Raw genomic sequence first — 13,082 nt, 5'->3', positions numbered from 1 at the left:
ATGGAATACTACTTTCTGGCCCGGGTCGTGCATGTGCTGGCCGTCGTGCTATGGATCGGCGGCGTAGCGATGGTGACCACCGTCCTGCTACCGGCAGTGAAGCGCTTCAAAAGCGATACGGAGCGCGTGGCATTCTTCGAGAAAGTGGAAGCACGCTTTGCCTGGCAGGCACGCATCACCACGCTGCTGGCGGGACTCAGCGGTTTCTACATGCTGGATGTCGTCGGCTGGCAGCGCCTGACGATGATCGAGTACTGGTGGATTCACGCCATGATCGTGGTGTGGCTGATCTTCACGCTGATGCTGTTCGTGTTCGAGCCGCTATTCCTGCACCGCTGGCTCCATGCACGCGCCGAACGCGCCCCCGGATCCACGTTTCGGCTCGTCCAGGGGCTGCACTGGTTCCTGCTCGTCATCAGCCTGATTACGATCGCGGGGGCGGTGGCAGGTAGCCACGGCTGGTTCTGGATATGAACATCCCAGACGGCAATGGGTTTCACCATATTCCGAGCTTGCATTCAGCCGGGGCGCCCGTCAGCGCGTGGTCGGCTCAGGATCGGCCAGTAGATAAGCACGAAAAGTAGAAAAGCAACCACCCAGGCCACTGCCGAGACGGTGAGCGCAGGATAGGCCAGTTGCGGCACGAAGGCCGCAATCACTCGCACCGCCCCCGCAGTGATGACAGCGATATAGATCCATATCGCCAAACGCGGCAGACGCATTGGCCGCCCCGTATGCCCCACCGCTACACGGGTCATCACGCCCAGTATCAAGGTACCGCCTGCTCCGGCCCCCATCGCGTGCATCCAGACACTGGGAGATAGCGCCAACCAAGGCGTCATCGCCTTGAGAAGCAGGGCAACGACAATCCAGGCCATGGCAAAGTGAAGAATCCATATGAGGGGCTCCCCCGAGGCCTTCCAACCCCGCCAAGCATGGAGTCGCCAACCATTGACGAGTGCGGCGAACAATGCCATGAGGCTGGTTAGCACGGGAAACGGCATCGCCAAGTCGACCGGCAGTATAGCGACCATACTCCAGAAGGCCGCACGATCCAGCGCCTCCGAGCGTCTCACCTGGGTGGGATCCTTGCCCTGCATGCGTAGCCAGTTGGCAGTGAACGCCGGTGTGATCCGACCGCCGATTACGACCATGAGCGTGGCAATCAAATCCAGCGCCAGGACTTCACCCAGCCGTCCCCCGCCAAGCCAGGGCCTACTGAACCCCAGGTGCATCAACAGGTTGGCTCCGGTGAGCAGGGAAAGCAGCGCAACCAGCACCAGATTGCGGTAATTGCCATGCCGCAGCAGTACTCGCGCGACATAGGCCGCCATTGCCGGCAGGAAGGCCAGGTCGATCGCCGCGACCAGCCACAGCGGCAGCCAGCCCGACAGCCACATTGCCGCCCGCCCCGCTGTCCATAGCAGAATCAACGCCAGCAGGCCGCCACCCTTCAGAGGCGACGCTCCCGTCCAGTTGCACATGGCGGTGAGCAAAAACCCTGCGATGGCTGCCGGCATCATGCCGAAGAGCAGCTCATGCGCATGCCACTGGACCGGATTCACACCCAGCGGCAGGGGCAGCCCGCCGAACAGGAAGGCGACCCATGCCGCTACCAGGCCCGCCGCGTAGAGCGCGGTGAGCAGGAAGAAAGACCGGAACGCAAAGGCGAGCAGCACGGGGCCGTTGTCATGGCGGAGGCTGGTCGTGTCATTCATGGCCCGGATGCTCCCGATTGAAATGATTGGCGTGGCCGTATCAGGCATTGGATGTCTCCCCCTCCCCGGACATGCCTTCGAATAGCACAGGATGAAGCCATGGAAAGCTCAGCGTTTCGTCTGCGTCTCCAAACCCGCGAGTAGCCACCCGCCGGAAAGCGCGCCCTGACGGCGGGCTTGTCCGCTACGGCAACCAGCGCCCGGGTATGTCCGAGCGGCGCTTGCAGGAACAGCTGCAATTCAATGCGCGCCAGGGGCGCCCCCAGGCAGACATGAACACCGCCGCCATACAACAGGTTCAGATCTGGATCGCGATCCAGCCGGAACTCATCCGGATCGCCGAATACCGCCTCGTCTCGATTGGCCGAGCCCCACAGCAGGGTAAGGCCATCAGATCAGAACGAGCGCGCAGGAGCCTTGACTTTAGTCAGGGCAAGTCATGCGATACCGCCCCGCGCGTTGACTACCCCATCCATCCTGTCGTCTCCGGGGCAGGCCGGGATGACTGGGCACCATGATCGCGACGCGCCAACCGCTCCAGTCATTTGCCCAGGCGACCCTGCGCCAGCCCTTCCTCTAGCCCCAGGGTCAAGATGATGTCAAGATCCTCGACCATCAGCGAGATGCGACGCCCCTCGAGGGTGTCGAACCGCCGTCGGCCCGTTCGAGGGCGTGACGTATGGCTTGCCACTCCACTGGCTGCGCGCCATGCTGTCGTGCAACGCTCCCCCCCCTGACATGACATGCTGGAAGGCGGCTATTTCCTGGTGGAGGTCCGCGTGGACTATTCCCTGATCAAGCAACTCCACATCACCGCCGCTGCTCTCAGTCTGGCGCTGTTCATCCTGCGCGCCTGGTGGTCAGTGAGGGAGTCGCCGCGACGTCGGCAGCGCTGGGTGAAGGTGCTGCCGCATCTCATCGACACGGTGCTGCTGGCGGCGGGCATCGCACTGATGGTCATGTCGCAAGCCTGGCCTACCCAGCAACCGTGGCTGGCGGCCAAGCTGATCGGCCTGGTGGCCTACATCATCGTTGGTACCCTGGCCATCAAGCGCGGCAGGACAGCGACCCTTCGCGCCGTGGCGTCACTCGTAGCCATCGTCATCTTCCTGTACATCGTCGGCGCGGCGATGAATCACCATCCACTTTCCTGGCTGGCAGGTGTCTGAGACTTCGCCGCCATGCCGACGCCGGCGGCCCTTTGCGAACACGCGGTCGAACCCTCGAAGCGGGCTCCTTGAGACGAATCAATAATGGGCGTCCTTCGCGATGCTAACGTGGAGCGTATTTCAAGATTGTCCCAGCAGGGCAAGGATAAGACCTCATGAATAGAGTTCCCCGTCGGTTGATTGCTGGCATGCTTGTGCTGTTGACCGGACTGGCGTGCGCAGCCGGCTTCGCGGCGCCCCAGGACGAGCCGGTTCCCGGCGATGCGACGCCGGATGTGAGCTACACACTACGTACCGCGCTCACTGACGGCCGATTGGCATTCGTCGGCGCAACCGGCTCCATAAAGGGGCAGGTCAATCCCGACCTGAGCGCTCCCGAGGGTGCCATCGTCCGGATCAAGCTGATCAATGGGGACGGCGTCATCCACGACATCGTGGTGCCCGAGTTCGGTGCCGATTCTGGAAAGGTCAGCACCCGGGGGGCGGTCACCACGATCGTCTTCAAGGCCGACAAGAACGGGACCTTCGAATATTACTGCTCGCTGCCCGGCCACAAGGCGATGGGCATGCTCGGCCGCCTTATCGTTGGCGAAGCACGGGAAGCGTCGGCTGACGACACGGGCACCATCGCGCAGGACCCGACAGCGGTGGGCCAGCCGGTCGGCACGCGCGCGCCTCGGCATGTCACACTGGATCTGGAAACTAGTGAGGTCGTCGCCCGCCTTGCCGATGGCTCGAGCTACAGCTACTGGACCTTCGATGGCAAGGTTCCCGGCCCCTTGCTGCGTGTTCGGGTCGGCGACCGGGTAACCGTCAACCTGAGCAACGACGAGTTCAGCGAGCATGTTCACTCGATCGACCTGCATGCCGCCACCGGTCCCGGTGGCGGCGCAGCGGTCACGCAGGTTGCCCCGGGCCAAACCAGGCACTTTACCTTCAAGGCCCTGGCACCGGGGCTCTATGTCTATCACTGCGCCACGCCGATGGTCGCTCAGCATATCGCCAACGGCATGTACGGCATGATCCTGGTCGAGCCCGAAGGCGGTCTGCCGCCGGTGGACAGGGAGTTCTATGTCATGCAGGGCGAGCTCTACACCCGCGAACGCCACGGCAGCCCGGGACCGCAGGCGCTATCGCTCGACAAGCTGCTCGACGAGCGTCCCGAGTATTTCACGTTCAACGGCGCGGTTGGCGCATTGACCGGCATCCACAAGATGGAAGCCAGAGTCGGCGAAACCGTGCGTATCTTCTTCGGCGTCGGCGGCCCCAACAAAACGTCCAGTTTCCATATCATCGGTGAGACCTTCGACAAGGTTTACAACCTAGGATCGTTGACCAGTCCTCCGCTGACCGATGTGCAGACCATCTCAGTCCCCCCAGGCAGCACCGCCATGGTCGAGTTTAAGGTCGATTATCCAGGTAAATATACGTTGGTGGACCACGCCCTGGCCCGTGTCGAGAAAGGCCTCGTAGGCTTCCTGACGGTACATGGCGATAGCAACAGCGACATTTTTCAGGCCCCGCGCGCCCCCGAGCATTGATAACTCATCGTCAACCGCCGTCCCCTCCAAGACAACGGCGCCCTCCGCACGATGTCAACGTGGCAGCGCCGATCAAACCATCTGCAAGTACCGCGGTTTCGATTCGCTGAAGGCGCCGTCGAAGACCATGGCGAGACGGTTCGGCAGTAACCGTCCCGGTGGCGTCAATGCCATGCTGCCGCGTCGGATATCGACCAGACCATCGCCGGCCATCTCCTGCAGGGCCTGCAACTCCGGCGCAAAATAATTGCGGAATACGATGCGGTGACGTTTCTCGATAGTCGCATAACGTACGCTGCCCTTCGCCATGAGGTGCTGAATGACATCGTTCCTCACCCGGTCATCGGCGTTCAGCTCATAGCCCCGGCAGACGGCCAGCTCACCGACATCCAGGCGGGCGTGATAGTCCGACAGTTTTCGCGCATTCTGGTAGTACCCATCGGCGACATGGCTGATCGCACCAACACCGAACCCGATACAGTCGGAATCGCCGTGGAGGTGATAGCCCTCGAGGCAGCGCTGCGACCACCCACGGCGTTGCGCTGCTACCAACGTATCGCTGGAAAGGACAAGCCGCCCCATGCCTGTATGTACGTAGCCCTCCGCCACCAGGCGTTCTATACCTTGTACAAGGAGGGCCAAGGTCTCGCTACGCTCGGGCGTACCGCCCTGATCGCCCGGCACTGAACCGCCAGAGCCCCTTGGCCAGTCAGCTGTGCAGTGACCTACATCGCGAGACAGGGTAATACGCTCGGGACGTAGGCATACCAAGCGTTCGAGCAGCGCCGAGAAACCAGCGGGCGTCCGTCCAGGCAGCCGCAGCGCCAACTCGAGAGTGGGCGGGTGAAGATAAGCTTGGCGAGACGCGGCCTGGATCTCGACCAGGCGCTCTATCGCCGCGGCCCCGGAATCCCGTATATCGATATTGAACCGGTTGAAGCCAAGGGCAATCAAATCGGCCAAGCGTTGCGGCGACAGACGGTTCGGCCCGGTGCGCAGCGAAAAGTCCCTGTCGCGGCTGCGCTTCAGCCCGAAATGGCGACGCAACTCGGTCATCAGGCCGGCCAACTGGTCATCGCCAAGGCACCCCGCGCCATTCCCAGTCAGAACAAGCTGCTCGATGCAGCGGTCGACATCAAACAGACTCCCCTGAAGCGCTATTTCATGCTTGAGATAAGACAGATAGCGAGCCACCCCATTGACCTCGTGGCCCAACCTGGCGGGCACATGCACATGAGCCGTCAATGGTTTGGGGATGGGGTCTTCGTTACTGCCATGCGCCGCCAGCCGGTAATCGTCTGCTGTGAGCTTTGCAGGAAAGCGGACCAGGCTGGGAAAGATCCCATAATCCGGAGCCGGACGATCATGCTTACCGAGAAGAACAGGATTGAGGAAGCGGGTCATTTCGATTACCAGAGCGAGTATATCCAGACTCACTCTAGCGCCCGCTGCGGACGGCCAGGTTGACTGAAGTCACGCCGCCATGAGATGCATCGCGCTCCCGCTCAGGTCCGCGCCGTCTGTGAATCTTCCGCGCCGAATGCCAGTGCCTTCATCGCGCCGCTATCGACGATCTCGATCTCCTTTCCGGCGATGCTGACCAGGCCCTGCTCCTCCAGGCGGCGGAAGGTGCGGCTCATGGTCTCGGGCACCAGGCCCAGGTAGTTGCCCAGGTCGAGGCGCGACATCGGCAAGCGAAAGCGCAACGCCGAGAGGCCACGATCGGCGAAGCGCTCCGAGAACTTGAGCAGCACGACGGCCAGGCGCTGTTCAGCGGAACGACGCGACAGTAGATGATTGGTGCTCTGCTCGGCGAGCAGTTCGCGGCTCATGATGCGCATCAGCCGATGCTGCAGGGCCGGCGTGCGTTCGCTCAGGGTTTCCAGTTCGGCGTAAGGAATCTCGCAAATACTGGCCGTTTCCAGGGCGATCGCGCTCGACGGGTGATCCCGCGAGACGATGGCATCGAGGCCAATGACTTCGCCCGGCAGGTGAAATCCCGAGATATGTTCGTCGCCATTGGCCATCAGGGTCGACGTCTTCACGGCCCCGGTGCGCACCGCATAGATCGAGTTGAAACGCTGCCCGGCCTGGAATAGATAGCCCCCCCGGGATACCGGCTTGCGACGCTGCACGATCCCTTCCAGCTTCCCGATGTCTTCCTTCGGCAGATTGTCGGGCAGGCACAGCGTGCGCAGACGACAGTTGTGGCAGCTATCGCGCGATTCGCTCAGCGTGGCAATGCGGGTCATGGCGTATTTCTCCTTCCTGCGGGGGTTACGCAACATCATGAGCACGATGTTACCCAACCCCCGCTTAGCCCCCGATAACCCTTTAGAGGTAGTCCGGGTGATATTGCGAGGTAAGCGAAGGAGTTCGCTACCCAACTTGACTGAAATCAAAATCGACCCGACGTAGGCTCCTTATGGTGGGTTCAGTTCATGCATGGGAGGTTCGCCATGGCAAGCCTGCTGGCGCAGCCATACCTCATTGGCCCCGGCGATATGACCGAGACGACTCCCTGACTCCTGACCGGACTCCATAGAGGCAAGATATAATGAGCCATTTCCTCGACCGACTGCAGTATCTGGGCAAGCCCCGAGAGGCATTTGCCAATGGCCATGGCGAGACCCGTGACGAAACCCGCGACTGGGAAGACGGTTATCGCGCCCGCTGGCAGCACGACAAGATCGTGCGCTCCACCCACGGGGTGAACTGTACCGGCTCGTGCAGCTGGAAGATCTACGTCAAGAATGGCCTGGTCACCTGGGAAACCCAGCAGACCGACTATCCGCGCACCCGTCCCGACCTGCCCAACCACGAACCGCGCGGCTGTCCGCGCGGGGCCAGCTACTCCTGGTATATCTACAGCGCCAACCGTCTCAAGTACCCGCTGGTGCGCAAGCGCCTGATCAAGCTGTGGCGCGAGGCGCTGGCCCAGCACGTCGATCCGGTGCTGGCCTGGGCCTCCATCGTCGAGAACCCCGAGAAGACCGCGCAGTACAAGAAGGTTCGCGGTATGGGCGGCTTCGTGCGCGCCGACTGGGACGAGCTGGAAACCCTGATCGCGGCGTCCAACGTTTACACCGCCAAGCAGTACGGCCCGGACCGCATCATCGGCTTCTCGCCGATTCCCGCCATGTCGATGATTTCCTACGCCTCCGGGGCGCGCTATCTGTCGCTGATCGGCGGCGTTTGCCTGTCGTTCTACGACTGGTACTGCGACCTGCCGCCGGCCAGCCCCCAGACCTGGGGCGAGCAGACCGACGTACCCGAATCCGCCGACTGGTACAACTCCGGCTATATCATCGCCTGGGGCTCCAACGTGCCCCAGACGCGCACGCCGGACGCCCACTTCTTCACCGAAGTCCGCTACAAGGGCACCAAGACCGTCTCGATCACCCCGGACTATTCCGAAGTCTCCAAGCTCACCGACGAGTGGCTGTCGGCCAAGCAGGGCACCGATGCCGCCCTGGCGCTGGCCATGGGGCATGTGATCCTCAAGGAATTCCACCTTGACAATCCCAGCGCCTACTTCACCGACTACGTGCGCCGCTACACCGACATGCCGTGCCTGGTCGAGCTCGAGCCGCGCGAAGACGGCAGCTACGCGCCGGGCCGGCAGATGCGCGCCAGCGACTTCGAGGCGAGCCTTGGACAGGGCAACAACCCCGAATGGAAAACCCTGGTCTGGGACGAAGCCCGGGACCAGCTGGTGGTGCCGCGCGGCTCCATCGGCTTTCGCTGGGGCGAGGACGAGGTCAACCGCGGCAAGTGGAACCTGGAGTCCCTGGACGCAGACGGCGCCGAGCTTGCGCCGCTTTTGAGCCTCGACAAACGTCGCGACGAAGTGGCTCGGGTGGCGTTTCCGTACTTTGGCGGCATCGAGCACAAGCACTTCGAAAGCGTCAAGAACGAAGGCGTCCACGACGAGATCCTCTACCACAGCCTGCCGGTCAAGCGGGTCACCAAGGCCGACGGCACGGAAGTGCTGATGGTCACCGTCTTTGACCTGATGTGCGCCAACTACGGCATCGACCGCGGCTTCGGCGCCGAGGGCGAAGACGACGGCGCTACCGACTACGGTCAGCTGCGCCCCTACACGCCCGCGTGGCAGGAGAAGATCACCGGCGTGCCCGCCGAGCAGGCGATCCGCATTGCCCGGGAGTTTGCCGACAACGCCCACAAGACCAGCGGCCGCTCCATGATCATCGTCGGTGCCGGGATGAACCACTGGTACCACATGGACATGAACTACCGCGGCCTGATCAACATGTTGATCCTGTGCGGCTGCATCGGCCAGAGCGGCGGCGGCTGGGCGCACTACGTGGGCCAGGAGAAGTTGCGCCCGCAGACCGGCTGGACGCCGCTGGCCTTTGGCCTTGACTGGCAGCGCCCGCCGCGCCACATGAACGGCACCTCGTTTTTCTACAACCACTCAAGCCAGTGGCGCTACGAGAAACTCGAGATCAAGGAGCTGCTCTCGCCGCTGGCTCAGGCCAAGGACTACTCCGGCAACCTCATCGACTACAACGTGCGCGCCGAGCGCATGGGCTGGCTGCCGTCCGCGCCCCAGCTCAACACCAACCCGCTGCACCTGGCAGGCGCGGCACAAAAGGCCGGCATGGGCACCGCCGACTACGTGGTCGACCAGCTCAAGAGCGGTAAGCTAAGCTTTGCCTCGGAAGACCCGGACAATCCGCAGAACTTCCCGCGCAACCTGTTCATCTGGCGCTCCAACCTGCTGGGCAGCTCGGGCAAGGGCCACGAGTACATGCTCAAGTACCTGCTGGGCACCCGCCACGGCATCCAGGGCAAAAACCTGGGCGAGGCCGGCGCGCATAAGCCCGAAGAGGTCAAGTGGCACGACGAGGCCCCGGAAGGCAAGGTCGACCTGCTGGTGACCCTGGACTTTCGCATGTCCACCACCTGCCTGTACTCGGACATCGTGCTGCCCACGGCAACCTGGTACGAGAAAAACGACCTCAACACCTCGGACATGCACCCCTTCATCCACCCGCTGACCGCGGCCACCGACCCGGCGTGGGAGTCGCGCAGCGACTGGGACATCTACAAGGGTATTGCCAAGGCGTTCTCCAAGGCCTGCGTAGGCCACCTGGGCGAAGAGACCGACCTGGTCACCCTGCCCATGCAGCACGACTCCCCCGGGGAGCTTGCGCAAACCGCGGTGCTCGACTGGAAAAAGGGCGAGTGCGAGCCGCTTCCGGGCAAGACCATGCCGAGCCTGGTCGAGGTCAAGCGCAACTACCCGGAAACCTACGAGCGCTTTACCTCGGTGGGCCCGATGCTTGAGAGCGTCGGCAACGGCGGCAAGGGCATCAACTGGCAAACCGAAAGTGAAGTCGAGCTGCTGCGCAACCTCAACCACCGCAAACTCGACGGCCCGGCGAAAGGCCAGCCGCTGCTCGACAGCGCCATCGACGCCGCCGAGATGATTCTCACCCTGGCCCCGGAAACCAACGGCCAGGTAGCGGTAAAAGCCTGGGGGGCGCTGTCGAAAATCACCGGTCGCGACCACACCCATCTGGCCAGGCCCAAGGAAGACGAGAAGATCCGCTTCCGCGACGTGGTGGCCCAGCCGCGCAAGATCATCTCAAGCCCCACCTGGTCCGGGCTCGAGGACGAGCACGTGTCCTACAACGCCGGCTACACCAACGTTCACGAGATGATTCCGTGGCGCACGGTGAGCGGCCGCCAGCAGCTGTATCAGGATCATCCCTGGATGCGCGCCTTCGGCGAGAGTCTGCTGGTGTATCGTCCGCCCATTGACACCAAGGCGGCGGCCAGCGTGTCCGAGCCCCAGGGCAACGGCAATCCGGAAATCGCGCTCAACTTCCTCACGCCGCACCAGAAGTGGGGGATTCACTCCACCTACTCGGACAACCTGCTGATGCAGACGCTGTCCCGGGGCGGGCCGATCATCTGGATGTCTGAAGACGACGCCCAGTCCATCGGCGTGGAAGACAACGACTGGATCGAAGCCTACAACGCCAACGGCGCCATTGCCGCCCGGGCGGTGGTCAGCCAGCGAGTCAAGAACGGCATGGCGATGATGTACCACGCCCAGGAGCGCATCGTGAATATCCCCGGTTCCGAGATCACCGGCACCCGGGGCGGCATTCACAACTCGGTCACTCGGGTATGCCCCAAGCCGACCCACATGATCGGCGGCTACGCGCAGCTTTCCTACAGCTTTAACTACTACGGCACCGTGGGCTCCAACCGCGATGAGTTTGTGCTGGTGCGCAAGATGCACAACATCGACTGGCTCGACGACGAAGGCAACGACAGCGTGCAGGCCAAAGTGGAAGGCTGAAGCCAGCGACTCACCTGCCAACGAATTGCCCCACATCAGTGGGGCAATTTCGTTCGGCACGGTTTACCACCCGACCAGTTACCCCGGCACATCGACATCGGTGACACTCTACGAACGGGGGGAACGGGACGACCGGGCCGACCACATCGGCCGCGTCAACCGCGAGTTGCTGGACGCTACCTACCCGACGATTCGCCCGAATGCTATTTCGTCGATCCACAGGGCTTCATGACCGCGATCGACGAGGCGCTGCAAGAACTCGGCGTGCCCGCCGAGCGGCGTCACTACGAGCACTTCGGGCACGCCCGCCTCATGCGGCTTGAGCCACTCTCCCCTCGCCGGCCATCGACACACGGCCGCTGATCCTGACGAAAAAGCCAGTCGCCATGGCGACTGGCTTTCCCATGCCTACTGAAGCGCAGCCTCTTCGTAATCCAGTTCGCGAATCAGGGTCTGCAGCATCTGTTCATCGATATGCCGCCGCTTGCGCAACCGATAGAGTTCCTTGCGCTGGGCTTGAATGGCTCGGATGCGCAAATCCGTTTCCAGTTGGTGAAGCTGATGCGCCTGGTCGGCCCGATCGTCACGCTCCATCGCCATCGCCTGCATTTCCTGACGATAGGAATCGATGATCCGGGCCGTCACCGATCCTTTCGGTTCGGGCTCGTCGCTCGATTGTGCCTTTGACCACTCTTCCAGCCAGTCGACAGCGGCCTGGGAGGCGATCTGCCGTGCCTTCAGCAACTCGCGTTCGTGCTCCTTGAGGTCGTTCAGCGACAGGAATTTCAAAAAGTAGGGAATGCCCAGCGCGCCGATCAGCAACGACAGGATAATCACCGCGGCCGCCAGAAAGATCATCAGGTCGCGCCCGGGAAAAGACGCGCCATTGATGAACAACGGCACCGAAAGCACGCCGGCGAGGGTAATTGCCCCACGCACGCCGGCCACCGAGCTAAGAGTGGTGATCAACAGCAGCGGCTGGTTCTCTCCGCCCTTGGCTCGCGGCTTGAGCAGGCGGGTCTCGATCCAGTGGTAGGCATAGATGAAGGCAAAGCGGATCGCCAGCAGCAGCGCCATGAGCACGACGGCGTAGAGCACCAGCGTACCCATCGCGTAGCTCTGCGTGGCGGAATCCGCCCACACACGCTCGACGATCCCGGGGAACTGCAGCCCGAGCAGCAGGAACACCACGCCGTTGAAGGTGAAGTCGAGCATTTCCCAGATGCTGCGATTTAGGATGCGGGTGCTGGTTTTCACCGGCAGCATGTCGACACGACTCTGCACCATGCCGGCGGCCACCGCCGAGAGAATGCCCGACATGCCGGCATGCTCGGCAAGGTAGAACGCCGCGAACGGCAGCAACAGGATGGTGACCACGTAGGTGGCCGGATCATAGAGGTTGCGCGCGGTCATCCACTGTTTGATCTTGCCAACCGTCCAGCTCAGCGCGCCACCGATCAGCAGGCCACCCAACGCCACCATCAGGAACTCGCCGGACACGGAGAGCAACGAGAAGCCGCCGGTCATGGCGGCCGCGATGGCTATCTTGAACGAGACCAGCCCCGTGGCGTCGTTCATCATCGCCTCGCCTTCCAGCTGGTGCGACATATGGCGCGGCAGGCGCCCCTGGGCGATGGCGATCACCGACAGCGCATCGGTGGGCGACAGGATCGCGGCCAGCGCGAAACTGGCCGCCAGCGGAATCGAAGGCAACAGCCAGTGGATGAAGTAACCGACCGCCACCACAGTGACCAGCACCAGCAGCAGCGACATGGCGGCGATCTGCCCGCCGTGATCGGTGAACTCCTTCTTGGGAATCTTCCAGCCGTCGTAGAACAGCAACGGCGGAATGAACAGCATCATGAAGATCTCGGGGTCCAGCTCGACTTCCATCCCGAAAAGCGGTGAAGCCAGCAGGCAGCCCATCAGGATCTGCAGGATAGGCAGGGGCAAGGGGATGATGTTGGCCAGTATTCGGCTGACGCCAACGGCCAGGGTGAGCAGAAAAACGAGATTGAGTATGTCCATGGTGTTGGCGGGGCCGGATAGGTCACTAAGAAAGTCTTTCACCAATAGCTATCGACTGCCATGCGGCATCTCTGCAACCCTTTGGCAATACCCCAAAAGAACCACGCTCGGCGTCGTTGCCCTGGTGCCTCTTGTCGCGCATAAGTGGCGCACAGGAGAATTGCTGCATATCTTACTCCTAAAACAGTGTTTTTTTACGCAGTCTCGTTAGATATCCAACCAACATTGATTGAAGTCATCAAAGCCATAAGCCGGACCGGTCAGTGTGGGGCTATGTCGCGTGTTAAAT

At 62.3% G+C, this 13,082-nt stretch carries 10 protein-coding genes; 4 read left to right on the top strand and 6 right to left on the bottom strand.

The window, feature by feature from the left end; translation table 11 throughout:
* On the top strand, positions 1-474 hold the full coding sequence (locus L1075_RS04620) for a hypothetical protein (protein WP_075368147.1): 474 nt from the start codon (positions 1-3) through the stop codon (positions 472-474).
* Between the two features lie 44 nt (positions 475-518).
* Here the strand turns inward: L1075_RS04620 and L1075_RS04615 are convergent, their stop codons facing one another.
* Entirely contained in the window at positions 519-1,718 is a 1,200-nt protein-coding gene (locus L1075_RS04615) for an NnrS family protein (RefSeq protein ID WP_246940353.1), read from the bottom strand.
* Positions 1,715-2,095 carry a cytochrome P450 gene (locus tag L1075_RS04610; protein ID WP_281504082.1) on the bottom strand — a complete coding sequence of 127 codons (381 nt, stop codon included), beginning with the start codon at positions 2,093-2,095 and terminating at the stop codon, positions 1,715-1,717. Before L1075_RS04610 ends, L1075_RS04615 begins: the two co-directional genes overlap by 4 nt.
* 402 nt (positions 2,096-2,497) lie before the next feature.
* Here L1075_RS04610 and L1075_RS04605 point away from each other — a divergent pair, with 402 nt between their 5' ends.
* Both L1075_RS04605 and nirK read left to right on the top strand, forming a co-directional pair.
* The gene (locus L1075_RS04605) at positions 2,498-2,887 is read left to right on the top strand and encodes a SirB2 family protein (RefSeq protein ID WP_246940350.1); all 390 of its coding nucleotides are present in this window, start codon (positions 2,498-2,500) and stop codon (positions 2,885-2,887) included.
* A gap of 155 nt (positions 2,888-3,042) precedes the next feature.
* Positions 3,043-4,428 carry a copper-containing nitrite reductase gene (gene nirK, locus L1075_RS04600; RefSeq protein ID WP_246895587.1) on the top strand — a complete coding sequence of 462 codons (1,386 nt, stop codon included), beginning with the start codon at positions 3,043-3,045 and terminating at the stop codon, positions 4,426-4,428.
* 72 nt (positions 4,429-4,500) lie between these two features.
* On the opposite strand, the gene L1075_RS04595 is transcribed toward nirK, so the two are convergent.
* Positions 4,501-5,865 carry an oxygen-independent coproporphyrinogen III oxidase gene (locus L1075_RS04595; protein ID WP_246940348.1) on the bottom strand — a complete coding sequence of 455 codons (1,365 nt, stop codon included), beginning with the start codon at positions 5,863-5,865 and terminating at the stop codon, positions 4,501-4,503.
* Between the two features lie 68 nt (positions 5,866-5,933).
* Complete coding sequence (fnr, locus tag L1075_RS04590) at positions 5,934-6,680, bottom strand: fumarate/nitrate reduction transcriptional regulator Fnr (protein ID WP_246895589.1); 747 nt, start codon at positions 6,678-6,680, stop codon at positions 5,934-5,936.
* Between the two features lie 305 nt (positions 6,681-6,985).
* On the opposite strand from fnr, the gene L1075_RS04585 reads away from it, so the two are divergent.
* Complete coding sequence (locus L1075_RS04585; RefSeq protein ID WP_246940345.1) at positions 6,986-10,765, top strand: nitrate reductase subunit alpha; 3,780 nt, start codon at positions 6,986-6,988, stop codon at positions 10,763-10,765.
* Positions 10,766-10,945: 180 nt separating this feature from the next.
* Here the strand turns inward: L1075_RS04585 and L1075_RS15715 are convergent, their stop codons facing one another.
* On the bottom strand, positions 10,946-11,068 hold the full coding sequence (locus L1075_RS15715) for a hypothetical protein (protein WP_277809875.1): 123 nt from the start codon (positions 11,066-11,068) through the stop codon (positions 10,946-10,948).
* Positions 11,069-11,173: 105 nt separating this feature from the next.
* Entirely contained in the window at positions 11,174-12,835 is a 1,662-nt protein-coding gene (locus tag L1075_RS04580) for a Na+/H+ antiporter (RefSeq protein ID WP_246940341.1), read from the bottom strand.
* Between the last annotated feature and the right edge of the window lie 247 nt (positions 12,836-13,082).

Origin of the sequence: Chromohalobacter beijerinckii (genome assembly GCF_023061185.1) — a bacterium.
GTDB lineage: Bacteria > Pseudomonadota > Gammaproteobacteria > Pseudomonadales > Halomonadaceae > Chromohalobacter > Chromohalobacter beijerinckii.
The sequence above is the reverse complement of the archived record's forward strand: the minus strand, read 5'-3'. Positions and strand labels throughout refer to the sequence as shown.

Coding starts and splice junctions, on each gene's coding strand:
- fnr (WP_246895589.1), bottom strand. CDS start 6,680: ATGACCCGCATTGCCACGCTGAGCGAATCGCGCGATAGCTGCCACAAC.
- L1075_RS04585 (WP_246940345.1), top strand. CDS start 6,986: ATGAGCCATTTCCTCGACCGACTGCAGTATCTGGGCAAGCCCCGAGAG.
- nirK (WP_246895587.1), top strand. CDS start 3,043: ATGAATAGAGTTCCCCGTCGGTTGATTGCTGGCATGCTTGTGCTGTTG.
- L1075_RS04620 (WP_075368147.1), top strand. CDS start 1: ATGGAATACTACTTTCTGGCCCGGGTCGTGCATGTGCTGGCCGTCGTG.
- L1075_RS04615 (WP_246940353.1), bottom strand. CDS start 1,718: ATGAATGACACGACCAGCCTCCGCCATGACAACGGCCCCGTGCTGCTC.